This window comes from Nodosilinea sp. E11, from assembly GCF_032813545.1.
GTDB lineage: Bacteria > Cyanobacteriota > Cyanobacteriia > Phormidesmidales > Phormidesmidaceae > Nodosilinea.
The window spans coordinates 2,256,287-2,278,265 of sequence record NZ_CP136520.1 but is presented as its reverse complement, the minus strand read 5'-3'; the positions used below and the strand labels follow the sequence as shown (position 1 = coordinate 2,278,265).

Here is a 21,979-nt window from a genome sequence, read left to right as displayed (position 1 = left end):
AGCGATGCACCACTGAAAGAGCTCCTAATGCAAGAAATGCCGTACACCGGTCATCGCCATAATTAGGCCCAATTCGTTGGCGGCTTTGATCGAATCTTCGTCGCGGCGGCTGCCACCGGGCTGCACCACGGCGCGAATGCCCGCAGCAGCGGCGGTGCGTACCGAGTCGTCGAAGGGGAAGAAGCCGTCGCTGGCCAGCACAGCACCCTGGGCTTTTTCACCCGCTTGGGCCAGGGCAATGCTAACCGAGCCGACCCGGTTCATCTGTCCCGCGCCAATGCCGAGGGTTTGCTGCTGGTGCGTCACTACGATCGCATTCGATTTCACATGCTTCACCACTCGCCAGGCAAACAGCATTTCAGCTAGTTCGGCCTCGCTGGGCTGGGCCTCGGTGACAATCTGCCAGGTAGCGGGGTCGTCGCGGTGGTTGTCGGGGGCTTGCAGCAAGAAGCCGCCTGCGATCGCATTCACCACCTGCCCTGGCCCCGTTAACAGATCCTCCAGCACCAATACCCGCAGGTTTTGCTTTTTGGCCAGCAGCTCACGGGCCGCAGCATCGCATCCCGGCGCAACGATACATTCCAAAAACGTGCCAGTCAGCTGCTGCGCTGTATCCGCATCAATGGCGCGGTTGAGCACCACAATGCCGCCAAAGGCCGACACATCGTCGGCGTCGTAGGCGCGGCGGTAGGCTGTCGCTAGGGTGTCGCCCATCGCCACACCGCAGGGGTTGGTGTGCTTGAGCACCGCCGCTGCCGGGCGATCGCTGGGGAACTCCGCAATGATCCGCCGCGCGGCCTCCAGATCGACCAAATTGTTGTAGCTGAGTTCTTTGCCCTGAAGCTGCTCGGCCCCAGCCCAGCCGGTGGGAGTAGAGCCTGTGCGGTACCAGGCTGCCGTTTGGTGAGGGTTCTCGCCGTAGCGCAGGGTGGCCTGCTGGCGACCGGTCATGGCCCACTGCTGGGGCAGGGCACCCTCCTCGCTGGTGGATGCCGTCAGGTAGGTGGCGATCGCCTGGTCGTAGCTGGCCGTGTGCCAAAATGCCGCCCGCGCGCAGGCCTGACGAAACTCTAGCGGTACCTGACCTTGGTTAGTCCGCAGCGCCTCCAGGTACGGCCCATACTGCTCGGCGCTGCACAGCACCGTCAGGTGGGCATGGTTCTTCGCCGCCGCCCGCAGCATGGCTGGCCCGCCAATATCGATGTTTTCGATCGCATCGGCCATGGTCACGCCGTCTTTCGCGATTGTTTGCTCAAAGGGGTAGAGGTTCACCACCACCAGATCCAGCGGGCGAATGCCGTTGTCGGCCAAGTCTTTCTGGTCTTCTGGCAAGTCTTGTCGCGCCAAAATGCCGCCGTGAATTTTGGGGTGCAGCGTCTTCACCCGCCCACCGAGAATTTCTGGCGACCCTGTATAGTCGGAAACCTTGGTGACGGGGAGGTTGGCCGCTGCGATCGCCTTCGCCGTACCGCCACTGCTGATCAGATCAAAGCCAAACTCTTCAACCAGGGCTTTCGCTAGCTCTACTAACCCGGTTTTATCGGATACGCTCAACAGTGCCAGGCGTGCCATACGCTCTCTATTCCTTGATTTTGCAGACCTTATACTATCCCGAAACCGCTCCTCCCCCTCATCCCTCCCCCTTCCTTATCTTCCCCCATCCACCCATCTACCCATTCCCTTATGGCACCATAGCAATGCCTTCCTCACCACAGGATGATCTGCTTTGCTCAATTCAAACCTGGGTGGGCCACTCCTATGGGCCGCGATCGTGACTAGGCGACTAGAACTCAAGACCCAACGGCTGACACTGCGGCTGGGCACCACCGACGATATTCCAGCGATTTTGCACTACTACCAGACGAACCGGGCCTACCTCGAACCCTTTGAACCCCAGCGCCCAGATCGCTTCTATACCCGTGACTTTTGGCAGACGGTGCTGGCCTCTCGGGCCACTGATTTTCACACCGGCTATGGGGTCAAACTGCTGATCTTGCTTCAGAATGAACCCGACCAGGTGATCGGTACCATTAACCTCAACACCATTGTGCGCGGGGCGCTGCACGGAGCCACTCTGGGCTATGGTCTTTCGGCTCAGCACCAGGGCCAAGGCTATATGACCGAAGCGGGCCAGCGGCTCATTGCCTATGCCTTTGATGAGCTAAACCTGCACCGCATTATGGCCAACTACTTGCCCCACAACCACCGCAGTGCCAACGTACTCAAACGCTTAGGCTTTGCGATCGAAGGCATGGCTCGCGACTACCTATTTATTAATGGCCAGTGGCAAGACCATGTGATGACTAGCTTAGTCAATCCTAATTGGCAAATGCCTGAGCTGTAGCGATCGCTAGGGCGTTTCTGCCTGAAGACTATTCTTGCACCTTAGGGTCCTTACTGTTTAGCTTAAATGGCGTCAGGTTAACTAAAGCCCCCATTTATCTTTGCAAACTATTGCGATAAATGAAGTTTAATGAAATCACCCCCCTGTCTATCAGGCTTTTATCTAATTCACTCATGGTTCTGGGCTTAATATGGCTTTTAAGCTGTATTTCGTCGTTCCCTTTTTTCCTGCCGTCGTTGTTGTGTTTCTATGTTGACAAATTGCTCGGTATCGGCCATTCCGTGCACGGACTGGCCACAAAAAGCTGGCACTCCCATCAAGGCCGACGTGCTTTCGCTTCCAGAGGTTTGGGCTAAGAAATATATCAAAGGGTTGTATCGCCAAGATCAGGCTCTGTTGAGCTTAGATCGGTCTCACTCTAGGCAAGATGTAGCCCAAAACTTAATTGATATCTTGCGATCTGTCAGCGCCCGCGCCTGGAATAAAACAGAAAACTTGCTCGCGCACGAGGTCAGGCGGCACCAGCTTGATGCTAGCCTAATTGACCCCTGGACCGTCTCTAAAGACGTGCACTCAGTCTATGAAGACACCCTGGCGGCCTACGCTCAAAAGGTGACCCCTCAGCAGTTTTCGGTAACGGCCTCAAAACGCTTGGGCGCGATTCGGCAACAGCACACAGCGGTTGACCCCAGGGTGATTGGGTTTATCAGCATGCAGTTTCACTACTGCGGTCAAATGCTGTCGGCAGAGGCCCCCGAATCGGAGCGCGAGACGCTTCAGAGCTATTTTAAGGTGGTGGATGATCTGCTATACATGCCCCTAAATCGGGCCTATGCTGCCGCCGCCAACTACGACTACGACGATCCACGCTTAGAAACTGTGCGCCTGGCGCTGCCCGCCACAACCCACATTGCCCACAGCATTGTGAACCGGGTCATCGAGCTGTGCCCCGACTATGCAACCTACACAGGGCCACTCAGCGCCTCTGTGGTCCGTGCCTCTAGCATCCGCGATGTGGAGATGTTTCAGATTTATCTGTGGACCTGCATGCTAGAGAACAATATTTCTGCGATCGCGCAAGAATTGTTTCCGCTCTGCGTCATGCTGTACCCCACGCTCAAGGTTAACTGGGGCCTGGTGCGGCTAATGGTAAATTTGCTCGACCAAGAGCTGTCGGCCTGTGTAGGGTCTGCCAATGTTCGCTACTACGAACCCCATTACGATGCGATGCTGAGCATGTTCTCTCCCTCTATTTTTCCAGATCCGCTCTAGGTCTCAGGTTCACAACAAGACGTAAGCGCAACGGTCTCAGGATGCCGTACTCCCCCAGAGAAAACTATTCTCTGGGGTTTGTTGTTTTAACCCTCTGCAACCGAGTCTGTAGGCTAGTACCGCAGCCATTTGGTGAGCACACGCATGGGTCTGCCGGTGTTGGGGTCGTTCTGGAGTTTGCTCCAGGCTCGGGCTTCGGCAAAGCCGAGGCGATGGAGGATTTTGATCACCAGGTCGGTGCCGGTGGCAGAGCCGATGATGCTGATGTGGATGGGTTCGCGGCTGGGCTGGGTGGGGGTGGGGCTGCCGGGAGGGGCGCTGTAGATTTCGCTATTGGGGATGAATTCTTCTGACATGGGTGCAGGGTGATGCGTACGACAATGTGAACAAGTATGCTCACATTCAAGACTATACATGATGTGGACAAGTGTGTTCACATTTACGCTCTCATCGTCCCCTGACATGATTGGGGCATGGGAAAGGCAGGGCGAGTGTTAAAACAGGTTTTAGAGACCTACGGCATCAGTCAGAATAAGCTGGCGGTCACAATGGGGATTGAGCGCACGGTGGTTTACCGCTGGACGCATGAGCGCACTGACCCTGGTGGTGACACGATTACGTTGATTACAGCAGCACTGAATCAGCTAAATCCTGATGCTGCCCAGACGTTTGTCGACTCATACCTGGGTGAAATTATTCAAGGCGATGAGAACGTATGAAGCCCTCTCGTAAAGCTAGTAGCCCATGCAATACCAAGACATCATCACCATTGAACTTGGCAAGCGTGGCGGCAAGCCCTGTATTCGGGGTATGCGTATCACGGTTTACGATGTGCTGGAATATTTGGCTTCTGGCATGACTTACGAGGAAATTCTGGAAGATTTTCCTTATCATGCTAGCTATCACCTCGCTCTCGCCTCTGGGGCAGGTGCGCCGCGCAGCATTCCCTCGGTGCTCAAGTCTTCATCCAGGTCTTCCCAGTGGATGCCGTAGCCGCCGCCGCAGATTTCCCACTGAGCAAGCTGCTCTGGCGATGCATTCAGCAGTCGCGGATACCAGACCAACGGCACTGCGATCGAGCGGCCATCCATCAGATCGACGCTGATGGTATCTTCCGTAAAGTGGACATCCTTCACCCGCTCATCTATCTGGATTGCCAAAGCGCTCATGCCACACCTCCAAAAGCCTTTCTTGATGATCTTCGACTAAGGTTTGTAGTTTCCGCAACTCCTTGGCGCTGAACCCAATATTTCTGGCTAATCCTACAGGCTCTAGCCAAAACTTAGCAGACTCGCGATCGCGATCAATATGAATGTGCGGCGGCTCATTAGGCTCATGGCTGTAAAAGTAAAACCTATACGGCCCCACCCTCAAAACCGTTGGCATTCTGCGGCTCCCTCAAAGCTCTCTACTACAAAGAAGCCGGGCTTCTCGAAGAAACCCGGCCTTCTCGAAGAAGGCCTCCAGTCTTACCTTTGACCTACACTTTCGCTTCTTCTTTCACCAGTTTCTCCCAGCCGAGGTCTTTGAGGTTGTTGTTGCGGCGGAGGGGTCGCGTCACCAGCTCTAGAATGTCGCGGGTGTTGCCGAAGCCGTGGATTTGAGCAAAGGTAAGCGGAGAAAGAGATCCCAGGGTTTTTCAAAAACCCTGGGATCTGGCTGCGGGTGAAATGCTTGCTGGGGAAAGATCCCAGGGTTCTTAAAGAACCCTGGGATCTGGGGCGTTATTCATCCAGCATCAGGCTTCGGATCGCCATCGGTATCAAAACAGCTTCAGATTCCACAAAGGCTTGATACGCTGTTAAACCACCCACCTGCTGTTGCAACGCTCGATATTGGGGCAGCGTTCCCCGACGCAGTTCAACATACTCCTGATAGCTAGAGAACTCCCAATCCTCCGGTCTCTGCACCAGCCCAGCCTTCACCGGATTCAGATGGATGTACCGAGACAGATTGAGCAGATACGCCTCCGCATCTACATGGATCGACTGAAATGGCCCCTGAAACAAGACCCCAGAGCGCTGACATCGCTTGTTGATCGCCTTCGTATATGACAGCGAAAGCCGCCCCATCTTCTCCGATAGATCTTCACCTCGTAGATAAACCAAGAAATGGTAGTGGTTTGGCATCAGGCAATAGGCCAGAACATCAGCGGTTTCTACTGCCACATGCTGCCGAAACTGCCGCAGAAAGAATAGGTAGTTCTCACGCTCAAAGAAGATGGTCTGGTGATTGTTGCCCCGGTTGTATAGGTGGTAGTAGTGCCCTGGCAAAAAGGCTACTTTGCGGCGCGGCATAGCTGATCAAGCTGAGAAGATCCGCTTCTAGAGTTCCCTAGCGCCAGCAAAATGCTTGGCACAAAAAGATCCCAGGGTTTTCCAAAAAACCTGGGATCTGGCTGCGGGCAAAATGCTTGCCGCGAGAAGATCCCAGGGTTCTTTAAGAACCCTGGGATCTGGGGACTACCTACACCTTCGCTTCTTCTTTCACCAGTTTCTCCCAACCCAGGTCTTTGAGGTTGTTGTTGCGGCGGAGGGGTCGCGTCACCAGCTCTAGAATGTCGCGGGTGTTGCCAAAGCCGTGGATTTGGGCAAAGGTAAACTCCACCGACCACTTGGTGTTGATGCCGCGCGCCTCCAGCGGATTGGCGTGGGCCATACCAGTGATCACCAGGTCAGGGTGCAACTCTTGAATGCGCTGGATCTGGTTGTAGTTGTCGGGCTTCTCGGTGATTTTGGGCAGCGGCGTGCCCATTTCGTTGCAGGTTTTCTCTAGCAGAGCCAGCTCCGCCGCCTGGTAGCGCTTATCCATGTAAGGGATGCCGATTTCTTGCACCGTCATGCCGCAGCGGGTGAGAAAGCGGGCTAGGGAGATCTCCAGCAGGTTGTCGCCCATGAAGTAGACCGACTTACCGCGAATGATCTCCAGGTAGTCTTCTACCGACTCCCAGATTTTAGCTTCGCGCTCCTCCATGCCCTGGGGTTCAATGTTAAACACCGAGCAGATTTTCTCAATCCAGGCGCGGGTGCCATCGGGGCCAATGGGGAAGGGGGCACCGATCAGCTTGCACTTGCGGCGGCGCATCAGCGTGGTAGCGGTGCGAGAGAGGAAGGGGTTGATACCGGCGACGTAGTAGCCTTCATCAACGGTGGGCAGGTCGGTGTAGAGCTTGGCGGGCAGCCAGCCGGAGACCTTGATGCCCTGCTTTTTCAGTTCCAGGGTCATTTGGGTGACGATGGGGTCGGGCACCGAGCCAAACAGCACCAGGGGTGGGTGATCGTGGTAAGGGGTGTCTGCGACAACTACGGCCTCTTCTTCTTTTTTGCGGCCCAGGCCGAGCAGCTTTTGAATGCCGCCGGACTTAGCTTCTTCTTTAGGTTCTACCTTGGCGGCAGCAGGCTGCTTAGCGGCGGCTTCTTCCTCGGTGGGGCAGCGTTGGGCCATGGCCGCCAGTACGGTGTCTTCACCCTGGGTAAAGGCGTAGTCAAGGCCGTTGGCGCGGGCGACAACGATGGGGATGCCGATTTCGGCTTCTAGGCGGGGGGCCAACCCTTCGAGATCCATTTTGATGATCTCGGTGGTGCAGGTGCCAATCCAAACGATCACGGAGGGGTTGCGATCGCGCTTAATGCTCTCACACAGTCTTTTCAGCTCCTCATAATCGTTGAGCTGAGCCGAGATATCAGCCTCTTCCAGCTCGGCCATGGCGTAGCGGGGTTCGGCGAAAATCATCACCCCCATGGCATTTTGCAAAAAGTAGCCGCAGGTCTTGGTGCCAATGACTAAGAAAAAGCTGTCTTCAATCTTTTGGTACAGCCACGCCACACAGCTGATTGGGCAAAAGGTGTGGTAGTTGCCGGTGTCGCAGTCAAATTCGAGGGCAGAAGCGTTGGGTTGAGCTTGGGCCAGGGTCATCGTCGGGGTATCTCCCTAGTGAAGGACTTAGGTTCTGGGTCGATCAACCTCCCTGCCGCCTGCACCGGAGCAGGCTTCGTCGTCGTAGGCGGGGGAAAGCGGTGGCGGAGCATCAATCGTGAGGGGGGTAACGGCCTCAGCTGAGGCCAGAGAAACCTCTGATTGGGGGCTACTGGGCAACATCTTGTGTGCCTTCTCTAGCGCTGCTAGCTCCTTCACCGGGCTGGTATCTAAACCCAGGGCAGAAATAATGCGATCGGGGTTGCTGCTTAAATCCACCACCAGGGGGAGCAGGTTGGTCAGGTCGGGTTCGAGGGTAGCAAGTGCCCCCAAAATAAAGCCCGACGAGGGCCGCCTGTGCCCGTTACTGGTCACCCATATACCCAATTTGTCAATCCACTCGCGGTTGTCTCGGTAGTAGGTCAACCACTTAATTTTGAGCGATCGCCGCAGTTGTTTGCTGTTCACAGATGCCTCGAAACGTTTGAACGTTCAAACGTTATACAGCTTTTGATGTCCAGGTTTACATAAGTCCCTAGGTGAGGTTCTGCCGATGGGCAACACCCTTCCCTCGAATGACTTGGAAACCTACATATCCGGCGAATCTGGCAAAAGCGGCTGTTCGTCGTTGGCCTCAATGGTTTGCGTATGGTCGGGGTTATCCAGCACCATCTCGGGGTCAAAATTGAGCCCCAGCACTTCTACTAACGCGTCTTCGTCAGAGTTGAGCTTGTAGAAAGGCACCATCAGATTCGACAGCTTGGGCTCTAGGGCGTTGACCACCCCCAGCACCAAAAAGGAGGAGGGACGGCGACCGCCATCGGGGGTACGCACCGAGGTCTGCTGCATTTGCAGCGTCAGCCAGGCCCGGTTTGACTGCACGTAGTCCAACCATTTTTGGCGAATGACTTGGGTAAAGTTCTCGAAAAAGGCCATAATCCTGACTCTTTGCTAAATCGCCTATAGGTAGCTGCCAGATGGCTGCGTACCGATGATAATGCAGCGCTTCAAGATTAGAACTCAATCGAGGGGGATTTTTGCAGCAATAGAATTGTCTGGTTTTTGCGCCTGCACAACACCATCGCTGGCGTCATGCAATTTGGTCGAACATCACCTCCTTAAATTGACCAACCGTTAACCCGTAGGGTGCATTCGCGCCAGCAATGCACCGTCTTTTGCCGAAAGCATTCTCCATGCATCAAGCATTCTGTATGGTGAACACTTGTGCATTGCTTCGCGTTGGCGGAGCCTCGCCCCAGCGTTATGCACCCTACAAGGTGGGTGGTGGGTTACACCATCATGAGATCCATCTCGTCGACTTCTTGCTTGGGCGCATCGGCAGGAGGGTTCAGGTAGAAGTCCGAAAGCAGGCTGAACAGTTCGCGATCGGGGGTTTCGCTGGGCACCACACCCTCGGGCCGAGCGAGAATCTGGTCGGCAATATTCAGGTAGTACTGGCACACCGGCTCCAGGGCGGGGTCGGTTTCGGCCATTTCAAACACTGTCTTGCCCTTGACGCGAGAAATCCGAATGTCTTCGATTAGCGGCAAAATTTCCAGCACCGGCATGGGCACCGACTCGATATATTTATCGATCAAGTCGCGCTTTGAGGTGCGGTTGCCAATCAGCCCGGCCAGACGCAGGGGGTGGGTGCGGGCCTTCTCGCGCACCGAGGCAGCGATGCGGTTAGCGGCAAACAGAGCGTCAAAGCCATTGTCGGTGACGATCAGGCAGTAGTCAGAATAGTTCAGTGGAGCTGCAAAGCCGCCGCAGACCACGTCGCCCAGCACATCAAACAGAATCACATCGTACTCGTCAAAGGCGTTGAGTTCCTTCAAGAGCTTCACGGTTTCACCGACCACGTAGCCACCGCAGCCTGCACCCGCCGGGGGGCCACCCGCTTCCACGCAATGTACGCCGCCGTAGCCCTTGTAAATTACGTCCTCAGCCCATACGTTTTCGTAATGGAAGTCTTTTTCTTGCAGGGTGTCGATGATGGTGGGAATCAGAAACCCGGTGAGTGTAAAGGTGCTGTCGTGCTTGGGGTCGCAGCCAATCTGCAAGACTTTGCGGCCCCGTTTGGCCAGGGCCACCGAAATGTTGCAGCTGGTGGTGGACTTACCAATGCCCCCTTTCCCGTACACAGAAAGCTTTAAAGTCTGGTGATCCATAGGGGAAATGCTCGATTGAGAACGGCGGTCTTGAGAATGGGTAGGGTGTGTCATCGCTCCGCGTGACCCACCGGCTGTTGCTATGTACTCGGCGGTACGTTGGGCTAGCGCCACAACACATCCTAGGAGTGGGATTAGCTAAACCCAAGTCCAGGGGCGATCGCAAAGGTCGCAGCCGCTGGACTTGAATCAAGCTATTCAACAAATAGGGTCTACGCAGTTGCCTGCTCGGCCCAAGGTGTTTCGGCTGTTTGGATTATGACGATCCTGCTCAGCGATTGGGAAGGGGGATGAAAAATGGATACCCCCGCAATACTCAGTTAAGTATGCCAAGAGGAAATCTATAACTGAAGGCAGGCTAGGAAAAGCTACTAGTCCTTATCCAGGCCATAAATTCTATTTTAGGATTATATCTTCCTTAATTCGAAACAATAGCAAATACGAAAACCTTAAATCTTCTAGGGCAGTGAGCCTTCTGAAACGCCTGTCTGTAGGTAACTGCGATCGCTCAGAAGCGGCAAAATCTGCGCGATCGGCCTTCGCAGGGGGCGATCTCGTGCAAGAGAAGGCCAAAGGTGATGCGATCGCTCCCCCCAAGCGGCAGCCTAGGCCAACACCCAAGCGATCTTTCTATACATTCGTAAACTTCTTGCCTATGCAACGGAATGTAACGGTTGTTGGCATAGAGCTAGGCGGGCTACCACGCTGACATCTACTTTGCTGGGTTGTGTTCCTAGCTAGTGACGTGATCAATTACTTCCTGCACCAAATCCTCAATTCTGGGAGGGTTAGCAGGAACTATCGTTCCATCAGCTTGATGCTTGTGACATTCAAAGCCCAAGTCAGGCTTATGCCTAGCATTGTCATAACGAAAGATTAAAGTACCATCGGACTGTTGGTACTAATAGGCATAGCTCAGCAATGTGTTAGCCGTGCCACCCAAATAAAATATCCGGATGTATAGCTCAGTAGCATCTAGGAATAACACTTTTGCTTTGAGAACTACCTGCTCACCAGAGCGAAGGTCTGCCGAAACATCTGTATAAGTCGATAATCCATAGTCGTCAAAGGTTTGTAAGCCTGATGTAAGCTGCCTAACAGCGTAGTCATTCAGCGACATAGGTCAGGCTTTTAAGGAGAGCCAAGTTTTGGAGGAGGTGCTGAAATAGCTGGTATTCCCCCATCCACTCGACATACTCCAAATCTCCACCTTGGAGATCTTCTGCAGTAAAGCGCTCAGCAAATTCTGAAGACGGCACATTATTAAGCACCTCAAAGTGCTCAAGACAACGTTGTGCATGGACTATAGACTGCTCTGTGCGAGCAATTTCTTTCCTCACAGCCTCGCTGATGGCCGCTATAGCGTGGGGAGCGTTGGCAGACCTTAAAATCACTTCTGTCAACAACCCATTATGCTTTGAAGCATTGCTCCCAGCAGTAGCAGTAGTGAAGCTAGCTCCAGGTTTCGCAATGTCATCCTGCGGCAAGTTTGTTGGATTGTCTTTGGTTGACACAGGTCCTTCACCTCATCATGCTCAAGCTATCTCTATTCTCGCTTGTTAAAACTCAACGCTTCCAGAGATCGCCATGCCTCAATCCTTACTTGCCCAGCAAGATAGAAGCTAACGCCCCAATGCGATCGAAGTCGATTTGGGAAGCAATCTCTATCACTCGACGACCATCCACCTGCAAAGTACTGGCTTCGATCGCCCGCAGCACGTCTAGCATGGTCAGCTGACCACTGGCGGCGGTATCTAAGACCGCATTGCGCAACAGTTCCCAAGCCGGGCTGGTGGTGTCAGTAAAGGTGACGGTGGTAGCCAGCAGCCGCCAAAGAAATTGCCCCGCAAAGGTGTTTGAGGCCTGACGCAGGTTGTCTACATCCACCAGCACGTTTTGGGTAAGTGCCTGGCGGGCCTGCTCTTCGTCAATGCGCAGCACGTTGAGTAGCAGTTGCAAATCACGACTCGGAATGCCAGTACGGGCAAAGGATTCTAAATCGCTAACCGAGATTGGCGGTGCTTCTAAAGCACCGTAGGTAATCTGAACTTCATCGACAGCGTTGGCATGGGGAACCGCCACCGCTAGGCCAGCCAGGGAGGTGGCAACGAGAGCCAGGGTGGTCGTCGTGCGTCCCAGACGTTGGCCTAGACCTAAGAAAAATTGCTGTTCAGCCATTTGCAAGCATTGGTGCATAGTGCTTAACCCACTCCTGCCAAGACAATGAAGGACAACTCGCTGCTTTCTTTACCTAATCAGGTTCTGCCGAGATGATCTACCCATTCACCCATCGTGTGTTTGATTCCAGTCGCTGGCCCAAAAAATAGATTGCGCGGTTACCCAGCGGCAACGCATCATTGCAGGGTGATTTTCCTATGCTAGTGGGGAAGACAAGGCCTCGGCTTTAGGTGGTGTGCCACTATTTGCAGGACAAGAGTTGAGACCGTCAGACTTTCAAAAATTTGGCTCACGCCATTTGACCGCACTCACCTACAGCAAGTGCGCTATCCCAGAAGCGATGAAAATTAGATAGGTCTCAATCGTCGAAGTTGATCTCGTCGGAGCCAAAGTCGGCCCCGAAGAAGGAGCCTGAAATAGTGTGCTCTAGCTCCATGCGCTGTTCCATCTGGCGCAAGAAGTAGCCAGTCATCATGGCAGAGGCTAGCAGCCCAGCCAGATTTTCGCGATCGGTGGTGACTTGAACGTTAAAGCCTTCGCTCGGCAAGATGCCCACCAATCCCTGGACGTTGTGAGCAATAATTTGCTTGATTTCGCCGCTGACAGCTTGGGCCACCCGCGTCAACACTTCTGGAGACTGGTGCTGGAGATATTTCAGCAACTCGTTGGGGTGGTCGCTATTGGCCGACATGCTGATGAATTCGGCGTCTTCAGGGTTAAATACCATAGAATCTCAAAGACCTCTGGTCACAACATAGGCGGCGGGTACCGACGATTGGGGCGTTTGAAGCCAATTTAGCAAAATCACCCCCTTGGTCTACCTATACCTATTAATATTCCCGATGATAGCGTAACGAATCATGAAATATTGCGAGGGCTAGGCAGTGTAGGCTGGGGCCAAAAAGCTACAACCCAGGCTGGGAGCCGATCTGACCTACGACCACTACTCATTTATTTACCTTTACAATAATTCGGCTATGAGGCCTGATCAACCTCTGACTCAAGGTCGTCGTCGGCTGCGTCAGCGGCTGTATCGGCGGCGGGCAAAGGCGTGGCGCTCTTGGGTCGGAGCTGAGGCAGCTGATCAATCTCAAAGTGTTGGTAAAACTTGTCTGTGACTTGCACTAAGGACGAGCGCCCGTCGGATTGGCGGCGCTTGCGGACAAAGCCCTGAGCGACTAGCTCGGGCACATGCTGATAGACTCCAGAGCCGCGCAGATCGACGAGATCGGTCTGGCTGATGGGGCCTTTAAGGGCGATCGCCGCCAAGGTTCGCAGCGCCCCCACCCCCAGATCAATGGGGATCAGCAAATCTACCAAAAACCGATAGCGTTCTTTGAGCTGAAGACAATAGCCATCGACAGTTTCCATAATTTCCATCGCGCCATCACGGTGGGCATACTCATCCATCAGTTCGATCAGGCCTTCTTCAATATCGTCGCGATCGCAGCGGGCCAGCTCAGCCAGCTTGGCAATATCGAGAGGCTGCCCTTTCAGGTACAAAATCGCTTCTATGGTGGTGGCCAGACTAGACATAGACCGTTGCTAACCGTAAACCATTCCCCAGCCTAGCGCCGATTGCTATAAACAGTTGATTTTGACCCCTAGACTGGGCCGAGACAGCAGGGAGGATCAACGCGAGAATTTTGACTCAATCCAAATTTCGCCCGGTTAACTCCACAAAGATATCTTCGAGGTTTGAGGGGCGGGTCATCATGCCGGTTTTGTCGGGCTGTTGGTCGAGGTGGGCGTTGGCGGCCTCTAGAGTGGGGAAAAAGCTATAGTCCCAGCGATCGCCCTGTTGGGTCATGACAATGCCTTCGCCGTGGCGCTGGCGAAATTCTGTCAGGGTGCCCAGCTCAATCAGCTTGCCCTGGTCGAGAATGCCGATGCGATCGCACAGATATTCCACCTCTTCCATGTAGTGGGTGGTGAGCAGCATGGTCATGCCCTGCTGGTTGAGGCCGCGAATGATCTCCCAGAGGCGGCGACGGGTTTGGGGGTCGAGGCCGACCGTGGGCTCGTCGAGAAACAGAATCTTGGGGTTGTGCAGCAGGGCGCGGGCAATTTGTAGCCGCCGCTTCATGCCGCCACTGAGGGTTTTGACTTTGTCGTCGCGGCGATCGGCCAGCTCCACATAGTCGAGCCAGGTATCAATGGTGGTGCGCCGTTGGGGATTGGGGATATGGTGCATGCGCCCGTGGAATTCCATGTTTTCCCACACGGTCATGTCACCATCGACGCTGGTCTGTTGCAGCACGACACCAATCTGGCGGCGCACGTCGATCTGTTGGCGGTTGACGTCGTAGCCTGCCACCACCACATGGCCGTCGCTAGGACGCGTTAGGGTAGTTACCATGCGAATGGTGGTCGATTTGCCTGCGCCGTTGGGGCCAAGCAAGCCAAACACTTCTCCAGCTTCGATGTTTAAAGAGAGGTCATTGACGACAGAGACGCCATTGTAGACTTTGTGGACGTTTTGCAGACAAACCGCAGCGGACATGGGATCGACAGGCTCCAGAGCTAAGTCAGTGCGACCGGTCTGGCCTTGGCCCTGGGTCGTCTGTAACTTATTGTTAATAGTCTTACGGTATCACCCATCCACAGCAATTCCCACGATCGATAGGATGGCTCCAGGGGGTTTCTGATCGCTCATCCCCAGCGCCCATTCCTAACCGGTTTAGGTCGCAGGCCAGGCTCCCCCATCGCAAACCCAAAACTTTAACTTGTCCATGCGCGCTCACATTGACCAAGGCATTCTCTATCTTCACCAGGAAGATGTACCGGCTTACAAAAAGTCGGGCTCGGTGGTGCGCAATAGCTATTTCTGGGCGCTGCGCTCGATCGCTGACCGGGCTGGGTTTAACCACGACTGGGAGTTTGCCGATGTGGTGTGGCCTGCCCTGGGGCGGATGCTGCTGAGTTTTACGGAATCGGGTTATTTGGGGTATCGGGAGACGGTGCTGGAGTTTACCGACGATGTGGCGATTCCCGATGATTTGCGCCCCGTGGGCACCTGGGTTGCCGCTGACGAATATACCGATGAAGAACAATCGTAGGGGCGAACCGCCGTTCGCCTAAGCCCAACGTAGGGGCGAACGGCGGTTCGCCCGATGCAAGGTCTATAGCTCACATCAACCGCTGTAGACGAAGACTTGGGCCTAAAGCCAAACCTGCTGCTGGGGGCATTTCGATTGCCCCCAGACCCCCTCGACCAGGGCTGTGCCGCCACCCTGGACCCAGCGGAAAGGACTGGCAGATCATCGGTTTAAACCTATGTTCTGCAAATGGGCTTGTGGGCAACACTCAACCCTGCGGTTCTAAACCCTGAACGTCTTCTCCCTTCACTCCCTACTCATCCACCCGCCTACCCATCCACCCGCCTACCCATCCACCCATCCACTCGCCTACTCCAACGACTCTCGATAGCGCGCCAAGAGCGGCTGCAAGAAGTCGTAGCCGTCGACGCCGATCACGGCTAAAAATTGGCGGCGGTGGTTGGCGAGAATGCTTTCGAAGGTGTCGGGGCCAAGCTGGCCGGAGAGAATGCTGAGCAGGGCGGCGGGCTGTCGCCACTCGGGGGAGTCGATTTGATGCAGCAGGTACATGCCCAGACAGCCGGTGAGAACGGCCTGTTCGAGGTTGCCGTCGCCCTGGTGGGCGGCGGCCAGGTTAGCGAAGTTGGAGGCCATTAGGAAGCGATCGCCGATTGCCTGGGCGACCTGTAGCCCCTGTTGCAAGGACGCTATGGCGTCGGTGTATTGGCCGAGTTTGAGTTGGGCGATACCGAGGCTGTTGGCGCAGAGGGCCTGGCTGGGGCGATCGCCCACTTGGTCTGACAGCGCTAGGCCTTGCTCTAGGTAGCTAAGCACGGTTTCGTACTGTTCGGCTTCGAGCAGTTGCGACTGGCCCTGGGCAACTTGGCTGTAGCCGAGGTTGGCCAAGGCGTTGGCTTGGCCGATGCGATCGCCGCTCTGGCGAGCCAAAATTAGCGCTCGCTGGCTGTGGCCTTGGGCCGTGTCAAAGTCTTGCTGGGCCACACAGGTGCGGCTGAGGTGGTTGAGGCTGGCAATTTCGCAGGGCACATCTTGGGCGTCGCGGGCGGCCTCTAGGGCCTGCTGATGAAAGCGCTGGGCCTGACGATAGTTGCCCAACGCCCGCTGGGAGTAGCCCAGCAGGGTGAGAATACGGGCCTTGACCGCTGTGTTGGGCACCTTCTGAAGCGGCTGATCGAGGTAGTCAAGCAGGGCGCGCAGGGGTTCTCCCGAGAGGGCGGTGAACAGGCCACCGTAGAGGGGAAAGTAGCTCTGGTTGGCAAACTGCCGCAGCCCTTGTAAGGCGAGTTGAAAGGATCCTGTCGATAGCGGATTCTGCCCCTGCTGGCCCAGGCGATTCGAGATTTGGCCCCAGACGACGGCAAAGGTGAGAAAGGTGGCGATCGAGAGGCGCTTACCCGATTGAGGGTCGTAGGGTTGGCGGTCAAACCAGCTCACTAGGGCCATCTGTAGGCGTTGCAAGACGACGCCCCAGGCGATCCAGTCGGTGACGGCAAGGGGAGAGGGCACGCCAGCGGCGGTGACGGTTTGGTGCTGGGCCAGATCGTCAAACAGGCGCTTGAGGGTAGGGTGACTGACCACTTTGCCCCAGTGCTGCCACGGACCGGTGCGATCGCCTGGGCCGCTAAAGCCAAGCTGCTGCCCCTGGCTGTAGATCCACCCCACCACGTCGCCTTCGAGCTGTTGCCAGGCGGTTAAGCCCTGGTCGAGGCCATCGGCGAGGGTGGCAAGGGCTGGCTCGGCCTCGGTAGCGGGGGCCGTGTCGGAAGGCCTAGGGGCTTGTCTCAGCGCCTTAGATAGCTGAGAGAGTTGTTCTCGGGAGAGGGGTTGGTCGCGGTTGGGGTCGAGGGAGGCGAGGAGCTGAAAGAGCCGTTCTGGGGGCGGCGCATTGAGAATTTCGGCTTCTATGCCGGTGAGGGTGGCAGTCGCCTGGTTGTCGGCCTGCCAGTGCTGCCATTCGCCTTGAATGGTCAGCAGGGCACGGTGTTTGCGCACAGCTTTGGCGTGTTTAAATTCGTCACCGCCGGGGGAGAGGTCGGGCTCTAGGGCCGCCAGAGTAGAGGCCAGCGCCCGCTCAAATAGCTCGCCGCCGCCGGGCTCGATGCCCGCTTGCAGCATGCGGTACACCTGCTGCTTCGACTGAATTTTGCCTTTGAGGGTGGCGGCAACAATATCATCGATGAGCGTTTGGTAGGGCTGGGCCATAGGTCAAAGGGTGTGGTCTAAGGCGGTTTCAGGCTAAGGCAGTTGCAGAAAACAGGCTCTGACGGAGGCAACCTGTTGTCCAAGTTTGACACAGATCTTTTACTCGGTTCAGCGATTCTTTACCGGGAGACTTGAGGGAGTGAGATACTTGGAGCAATCCTGCAAGCCTTGAAACTATGGACAGTTGCGACTAATGGGTGGGGTTCCCTGGAGTAACACCCACGCCGGGGTGCATCGGCTCCTGCGGGTGCGGCAGTCTTTGCTGCCTGCTGGGGCGACGGTGCTGGTGGCCGTCTCGGGAGGGCAAGATTCGGTGTGCCTGCTGAAGCTGCTGGTCGATTTGCAGCCCAAGTGGGGCTGGCACCTGCGGGTGGTGCACTGCGACCACGGCTGGCGGGCAGACTCGGGGGCCAATGCCGAGTTTGTCAAAGAGCTGTGCGATCGCTGGGCTATTCCCTGCAATGTAGTAGTTGCCGATGCCCCTTACTCCACTGAAGCCGCCGCTCGTCAGTGGCGCTACCGGGTGTTCGACGATCTGGCGAGACAAGCGCACTGCACCCGTGTAGTGACGGGCCATACGGCCAGCGATCGCACCGAAACCCTGCTTTACAATTTGCTGCGCGGCAGCGGCATCGACGGCCTACAAGCCCTGGTTTGGCAGCGCCCGTTGACCCCAGCCAGTGCGATCGCGGTAGTTCGTCCCTTGCTGGGGCTAACCCGCCAGCAAACCGCAGACTTTTGCCGCCAGTTTGGCCTGCCCATCTGGGAAGATGCCACCAACCAAGACCTTGGCTACGCCCGCAACCGCATTCGCCTGGAGCTATTGCCCTACCTGCAACAGCACTTTAACCCGGCGGTAGAGTCAACCCTGGCCCACACCGCCGAGCTACTCACCGCTGAGGTAGAGCTATTAGAGAGGTTGGCGGCAGAGTTGTACGAGACAGTAGTGCTACCTGCTACCGATGATGCACCGTGGCGGCTGGTGCGATCGCCCCTGGCCTCGGCCCCCTTGGCCCTCCAACGGCGAGTGGTTCGCCGAGTACTCCAACAGGCCACCTGTGCCCAGGTGAGCTTTGAGCAGGTCGAGAAGCTCGTGGCCCTACTCACAGCCCCTAACGGCAGCCAGAGCGATCCATTTCCAGGCAGGATGGTGGCGGTGGTGCAGGGGGAGTGGGTAGTGGTGAGCCGGGGCAGCGAGGGGGGGTACACCGGCAACAGCTACATCAACACCTTCTCAGACCCCAATAGGCCAGTAGATTAATCGGCGTTTGACTCTGGATAGGGGTCGCTCAGTTGCTCAGTTTCTGGGCAGTCGTCAGAGACATTTAGCTCTACGTCGCCCCGAGGAACTGAGGCCAAGCGCTTAGTGACGGCACCGATGCTCTCTAGACGCACCATCTCTTCCCAAGAGCACATTTCGTCATCTTCTTCGGTTTCGTAGCGAAAGGTGACTAAATCGCCTTCTATATCTAAAATTTTCGCCCGCTCAATCCAACGCTGTTGATCCCGTAGAAAAATCCACACGTCTTGACCATCACAACAGAGTTGATAGATCTTGCGGTGTAGCATAGTCGCGGCTCCTTCACAGGTAACATCAACGCTTGTTCGCTTAGTGGTTGCAGGGGGCGTTCTCCCGGTAGATAGCAGAGAGGGGGCTGAGATTGACAGGCTTTGCCTAGCACTGGGTTGCCTAGCACTGGGGGTGGAATGATAGCCCCTGGGGCTGCTCCTCCTTGACTAGCGATCCAGATACTCAAGCATTCACCATTTAGATAGATAATCTCCATCTCTGGGTCGATCCCATCGGTGGATTGATCTCTATCTTATGGATTGATCTTAGCTAATCCTGGAGCTGTAGTCTGGGGCAATGCCTAAATATTCCCCAGCACCTACTGCTCCCCATAGCCAATTCTCCAGCACCTACTCCTCTCTTATCAATGAAGCTAGCCTAGCAGTGTAGCAAGACATACAACTGCTTGCCCACTAGGTCTTAAAGGCGAACGCTATAGTGAGAACTCAGCCCCGTTCCTCACGTTGCCCTATGCTGCTGCATCTCTGCACTTGGCCCGAAGTCGAAACCTACCTCACCCAGTCTTCAGGCCTTATTTTGCCCATTGGCTCGACTGAGCAGCACGGCCCCACGGGCCTGATTGGTACCGATGCGATCTGTGCCGAAGTGATTGCCAAAGGGGTCGGTGAAGCCGCCGATGCCTTGGTGGGGCCGACCATCAACGTGGGAATGGCGCTGCACCACACCGCTTTTCCTGGCTCGATGACACTGCGCCCCAGCACCCTGATCGCCGTCATTCAGGATTACCTCACGCCCTTGGTACGCTACGGCTTTACCCGTTTCTTTTTTATCAATGGCCACGGCGGCAACATTGCTACCCTCAAGGCCGCCTTTGCCGAGGTCTATACAGCCCTGGCCACTGACCAGATTCCCCAGGCTGAGCAGGTGCGCTGCAAGACGGCTAACTGGTTTATGGCTCGGTCGGTCTATACCCTGGCGAAAGAGCTCTATGGCGACCAAGAGGGCTCCCATGCTACCCCCAGTGAGGTGGCCCTGACCCAGTATGCCTACCCGGATTTCATTAAGCAGGCTCCGCTGGATCCTCCTGTGGCTCCCTCAGGTCATGCTATCTATAGCCCTACCGACTTTCGCAAGCGCTATCCCGATGGCCGGATGGGGTCGAACCCGGCCCTGGCCACCCCTGAGCATGGGCAGCAGCTCTACGAGGCGGCGGTGAAAGAGCTGACCAGCGACTATCTGGCCTTTTTGGCCTCGGAGTAGGGGCGATCGCGGCGATTGGTCAGCGATCGCAGGTGCAATGGCCCGGCAAGCTTTAGTATGTCTCCGGCCTTGACAGGGCAACAGGTCTAAAATAGGGGCACATGCTGCGCTTCACCTGCCCTACCCCCATGCTTGACCCCCGCATTCCCGCTGGCCCGCTAAACCAAAAGTGGAGCCACTTTAAAGAGCACTGTCGCCTGGTCAGCCCCAAAAACAAGGCCAAGCACACCATTCTCGTCGTTGGCACGGGGCTGGCGGGGGCCTCGGCGGCGGCTAGCTTGGCAGAACTGGGCTATAACGTCAAAAGCTTTTGCATTCAAGACTCGCCCCGCCGCGCCCACAGCATTGCTGCCCAGGGGGGCATCAACGCTACGAAGAACTACCCCAACGACGGCGACAGCGTGTGGCGGCTGTTCTACGACACCATCAAAGGCGGCGACTATCGCTCTCGCGAGGCCAACGTGCATCGGCTGGCGGAGATCAGCAGCGGCATTATCGACCAGTGCGTGGCCCAGGGGGTACCCTTTGCGCGGGAGTATGGCGGCCTGCTCGACAACCGATCCTTTGGTGGGGCCCAGGTGTCGCGAACCTTCTACGCCCAGGGGCAGACGGGGCAGCAGCTATTGCTGGGGGCTTACAGCGCCATGATGCGCATGGTGCAGGCGGGCAAAATCGAGGTCTACGCCCGCCGCGAGATGCTGGAACTGGTGGTAGCTGACGGCAAAGCGCGGGGCATTGTGGTGCGTAACCTGGTGACGGGAGAGTTTGAGCGCTATGCCGGAGATGCGGTGCTGCTGTGCACGGGGGGCTACGGCAATGTCTATTACCTCTCGACCAACGCGAAGAACTCGAACGTGACGGCGGCCTGGCGCTGCCATCGGCGGGGGGCTTACTTTGCCAACCCCTGCTACACGCAAATTCACCCCACCTGCATTCCGGTGTCGGGCGATTACCAGTCAAAACTGACGCTGATGAGCGAGGGCCTACGCAACGACGGGCGGGTGTGGGTGCCGCTAAAGGCGGGGGATACTCGCCATCCCGACGACATTCCTGATGCGGAGCGTGACTACTACCTAGAGACTCGCTATCCGGCCTTTGGCAACCTGGTGCCGAGAGATGTGGCCTCGCGTAACTCGAAGGCGATGACCGATGAAGGGCGCGGCGTAGGGGAAACGGGGCTGGCAGTGTATCTGGATTTTCGCGATGCCATTAACACCCAGGGCCGCGACACCATCGCCGCCCGCTACGGCAACCTGTTCGGCATGTATCAGCGAATCTCGGGCGAAAACCCCTACGAAACCCCCATGCGTATCTACCCCGCCGTCCACTACACCATGGGTGGGCTGTGGGTTGACTACCACCTGATGAGCACGATTCCGGGCTTGTTTGTGCTGGGTGAAGCGAATTTCTCAGACCACGGGGCGAATCGGCTGGGGGCTAGCGCCCTAATGCAAGGCTTGGCGGATGGGTACTTTGTGATTCCTTACACCCTGGGCGACTACATTGCAGGGCAGGCGTTCTCGCCTGTGACCACCGATGACGATGCCTTTGGGGAAGCGGAGGCCAGCGCCAAGGCCCGGATTACCAAGTTGCTGAGCATCCAGGGCGAAAAAACCGTGATGGAGTTTCACCGCGAACTGGGCCGCATCGTGTGGGATTACGTGGGGATGGCGCGGAATCGGGAAGGGCTGGAGAGTGCGATCGCCCAGATTCAAGACCTGCGGGCTGAGTTCTGGCAAAACCTCAAAGTCCCTGGGGATGCCAATACTCGGAACCAAAATCTGGAGTTTGCCGGGCGCGTCGCTGACTTCATGGAGCTAGCTGAGCTGATGGCCCGGGATGCTTTGCAGCGCGAAGAATCGTGCGGCGGCCACTTTCGCGAAGAGTACCAAACCTCCGATGGCGAAGCCAAACGTGACGACGAGCATTTCGCCTTTGTGGCGGCGTGGGAGTATGCGAGAGAGGGGCGATCGCCAGAACTGCACCGTGAAGATCTCAATTTTGAGAACGTGCAGCTCACCCAGCGCAGCTATAAGTAAATTTCAGC

The 21,979-nt window shown here is 56.3% G+C and carries 25 protein-coding genes and 1 pseudogene; 8 read left to right on the top strand and 18 right to left on the bottom strand.

The genetic code is table 11. The features are described from left to right. Window positions 1–24: 24 nt before the first annotated feature. Window positions 25–1,572 (bottom strand): bifunctional phosphoribosylaminoimidazolecarboxamide formyltransferase/IMP cyclohydrolase, encoded by a 1,548-nt coding sequence (gene purH, locus RRF56_RS12385; protein WP_317037952.1) that lies wholly within the window; start codon window positions 1,570–1,572, stop codon window positions 25–27. A 154-nt stretch (window positions 1,573–1,726) separates the two neighbouring features. Between purH and RRF56_RS12380 the strand changes: the two genes are divergently transcribed. Both RRF56_RS12380 and RRF56_RS12375 read left to right on the top strand, forming a co-directional pair. Further along, complete coding sequence (locus tag RRF56_RS12380) at window positions 1,727–2,344, top strand: GNAT family N-acetyltransferase (protein WP_317037951.1); 618 nt, start codon at window positions 1,727–1,729, stop codon at window positions 2,342–2,344. Between the two features lie 249 nt (window positions 2,345–2,593). Then, on the top strand, window positions 2,594–3,616 hold the full coding sequence (locus tag RRF56_RS12375) for a hypothetical protein (RefSeq protein WP_317037950.1): 1,023 nt from the start codon (window positions 2,594–2,596) through the stop codon (window positions 3,614–3,616). A 113-nt stretch (window positions 3,617–3,729) separates the two neighbouring features. Here RRF56_RS12375 and RRF56_RS12370 read toward each other — a convergent pair whose 3' ends face one another. Continuing rightward, window positions 3,730–3,972, bottom strand: a complete 243-nt coding sequence (locus RRF56_RS12370; protein ID WP_317037949.1) for a hypothetical protein — start codon at window positions 3,970–3,972, stop codon at window positions 3,730–3,732. A 117-nt stretch (window positions 3,973–4,089) separates the two neighbouring features. Between RRF56_RS12370 and RRF56_RS12365 the strand changes: the two genes are divergently transcribed. Both RRF56_RS12365 and RRF56_RS26405 read left to right on the top strand, forming a co-directional pair. Next, window positions 4,090–4,335 (top strand): helix-turn-helix transcriptional regulator, encoded by a 246-nt coding sequence (locus RRF56_RS12365; RefSeq protein ID WP_317037948.1) that lies wholly within the window; start codon window positions 4,090–4,092, stop codon window positions 4,333–4,335. 25 nt (window positions 4,336–4,360) lie between these two features. Beyond that, the gene (locus RRF56_RS26405; RefSeq protein WP_410510561.1) at window positions 4,361–4,609 is read left to right on the top strand and encodes a DUF433 domain-containing protein; all 249 of its coding nucleotides are present in this window, start codon (window positions 4,361–4,363) and stop codon (window positions 4,607–4,609) included. On the opposite strand, the gene RRF56_RS12355 is transcribed toward RRF56_RS26405, so the two are convergent. The 14 genes and pseudogenes from RRF56_RS12355 to RRF56_RS12295 all read right to left on the bottom strand — a co-directional run bounded on the left by RRF56_RS12355 (window position 4,519) and on the right by RRF56_RS12295 (window position 14,383). Beyond that, window positions 4,519–4,785 carry a DUF2442 domain-containing protein gene (locus RRF56_RS12355; protein WP_317037947.1) on the bottom strand — a complete coding sequence of 89 codons (267 nt, stop codon included), beginning with the start codon at window positions 4,783–4,785 and terminating at the stop codon, window positions 4,519–4,521. The two genes, RRF56_RS26405 and RRF56_RS12355, sit on opposite strands and share 91 nt — an antisense overlap. Continuing rightward, entirely contained in the window at window positions 4,757–5,002 is a 246-nt protein-coding gene (locus RRF56_RS12350; protein ID WP_317037946.1) for a DUF4160 domain-containing protein, read from the bottom strand. The genes RRF56_RS12355 and RRF56_RS12350 overlap by 29 nt, the downstream gene beginning before the upstream one ends. Window positions 5,003–5,340: 338 nt before the next feature. Further along, entirely contained in the window at window positions 5,341–5,913 is a 573-nt protein-coding gene (locus RRF56_RS12345) for an REP-associated tyrosine transposase (protein ID WP_317037945.1), read from the bottom strand. A gap of 169 nt (window positions 5,914–6,082) precedes the next feature. Then, entirely contained in the window at window positions 6,083–7,531 is a 1,449-nt protein-coding gene (locus RRF56_RS12340) for a ferredoxin:protochlorophyllide reductase (ATP-dependent) subunit N (RefSeq protein ID WP_317037944.1), read from the bottom strand. A 27-nt stretch (window positions 7,532–7,558) separates the two neighbouring features. Then, window positions 7,559–7,999 carry a DUF5331 domain-containing protein gene (locus RRF56_RS12335; RefSeq protein WP_317037943.1) on the bottom strand — a complete coding sequence of 147 codons (441 nt, stop codon included), beginning with the start codon at window positions 7,997–7,999 and terminating at the stop codon, window positions 7,559–7,561. A gap of 120 nt (window positions 8,000–8,119) precedes the next feature. Beyond that, on the bottom strand, window positions 8,120–8,467 hold the full coding sequence (locus RRF56_RS12330; RefSeq protein ID WP_190515561.1) for a DUF5331 domain-containing protein: 348 nt from the start codon (window positions 8,465–8,467) through the stop codon (window positions 8,120–8,122). 353 nt (window positions 8,468–8,820) lie between these two features. Further along, complete coding sequence (gene bchL, locus RRF56_RS12325) at window positions 8,821–9,702, bottom strand: ferredoxin:protochlorophyllide reductase (ATP-dependent) iron-sulfur ATP-binding protein (protein ID WP_317037942.1); 882 nt, start codon at window positions 9,700–9,702, stop codon at window positions 8,821–8,823. Window positions 9,703–10,435: 733 nt separating this feature from the next. Next, window positions 10,436–10,591 (bottom strand): annotated as a pseudogene (locus RRF56_RS26400) (DUF6516 family protein); the annotation flags it as partial. A gap of 12 nt (window positions 10,592–10,603) precedes the next feature. Next, on the bottom strand, window positions 10,604–10,822 hold the full coding sequence (locus RRF56_RS12320) for a hypothetical protein (protein WP_317037941.1): 219 nt from the start codon (window positions 10,820–10,822) through the stop codon (window positions 10,604–10,606). Beyond that, window positions 10,809–11,216 (bottom strand): hypothetical protein, encoded by a 408-nt coding sequence (locus RRF56_RS12315; RefSeq protein ID WP_317037940.1) that lies wholly within the window; start codon window positions 11,214–11,216, stop codon window positions 10,809–10,811. Before RRF56_RS12315 ends, RRF56_RS12320 begins: the two co-directional genes overlap by 14 nt. 85 nt (window positions 11,217–11,301) lie before the next feature. Then, window positions 11,302–11,898 (bottom strand): alpha/beta hydrolase, encoded by a 597-nt coding sequence (locus RRF56_RS12310; protein WP_317037939.1) that lies wholly within the window; start codon window positions 11,896–11,898, stop codon window positions 11,302–11,304. 340 nt (window positions 11,899–12,238) lie between these two features. Continuing rightward, complete coding sequence (locus tag RRF56_RS12305; RefSeq protein ID WP_317037938.1) at window positions 12,239–12,607, bottom strand: DUF760 domain-containing protein; 369 nt, start codon at window positions 12,605–12,607, stop codon at window positions 12,239–12,241. Between the two features lie 248 nt (window positions 12,608–12,855). Then, window positions 12,856–13,416, bottom strand: coding sequence for an SMC-Scp complex subunit ScpB (gene scpB / locus RRF56_RS12300; RefSeq protein ID WP_317037937.1), 561 nt, complete (start codon window positions 13,414–13,416; stop codon window positions 12,856–12,858). A gap of 115 nt (window positions 13,417–13,531) precedes the next feature. After that, complete coding sequence (locus tag RRF56_RS12295; RefSeq protein WP_317037936.1) at window positions 13,532–14,383, bottom strand: ABC transporter ATP-binding protein; 852 nt, start codon at window positions 14,381–14,383, stop codon at window positions 13,532–13,534. Between the two features lie 229 nt (window positions 14,384–14,612). Here RRF56_RS12295 and RRF56_RS12290 point away from each other — a divergent pair, with 229 nt between their 5' ends. Further along, window positions 14,613–14,939: a hypothetical protein gene (locus tag RRF56_RS12290; RefSeq protein WP_317037935.1), complete on the top strand. Its 327-nt coding sequence runs from the start codon at window positions 14,613–14,615 to the stop codon at window positions 14,937–14,939. A 348-nt stretch (window positions 14,940–15,287) separates the two neighbouring features. Here the strand turns inward: RRF56_RS12290 and RRF56_RS12285 are convergent, their stop codons facing one another. Continuing rightward, entirely contained in the window at window positions 15,288–17,141 is a 1,854-nt protein-coding gene (locus RRF56_RS12285) for a tetratricopeptide repeat protein (protein ID WP_317037934.1), read from the bottom strand. 193 nt (window positions 17,142–17,334) lie between these two features. On the opposite strand from RRF56_RS12285, the gene tilS reads away from it, so the two are divergent. Further along, window positions 17,335–18,402 carry a tRNA lysidine(34) synthetase TilS gene (gene tilS, locus RRF56_RS12280; protein WP_317037933.1) on the top strand — a complete coding sequence of 356 codons (1,068 nt, stop codon included), beginning with the start codon at window positions 17,335–17,337 and terminating at the stop codon, window positions 18,400–18,402. Here tilS and RRF56_RS12275 read toward each other — a convergent pair. Further along, window positions 18,399–18,710 carry a DUF6679 family protein gene (locus RRF56_RS12275; protein ID WP_317037932.1) on the bottom strand — a complete coding sequence of 104 codons (312 nt, stop codon included), beginning with the start codon at window positions 18,708–18,710 and terminating at the stop codon, window positions 18,399–18,401. The genes tilS and RRF56_RS12275 overlap by 4 nt on opposite strands. Before the next feature lie 472 nt (window positions 18,711–19,182). Here RRF56_RS12275 and RRF56_RS12270 point away from each other — a divergent pair, with 472 nt between their 5' ends. Both RRF56_RS12270 and RRF56_RS12265 read left to right on the top strand, forming a co-directional pair. Beyond that, window positions 19,183–19,932 (top strand): creatininase family protein, encoded by a 750-nt coding sequence (locus tag RRF56_RS12270; protein WP_317037931.1) that lies wholly within the window; start codon window positions 19,183–19,185, stop codon window positions 19,930–19,932. 128 nt (window positions 19,933–20,060) lie between these two features. After that, window positions 20,061–21,971, top strand: coding sequence for a fumarate reductase/succinate dehydrogenase flavoprotein subunit (locus RRF56_RS12265; RefSeq protein WP_317037930.1), 1,911 nt, complete (start codon window positions 20,061–20,063; stop codon window positions 21,969–21,971). Window positions 21,972–21,979 lie beyond the last annotated feature (8 nt).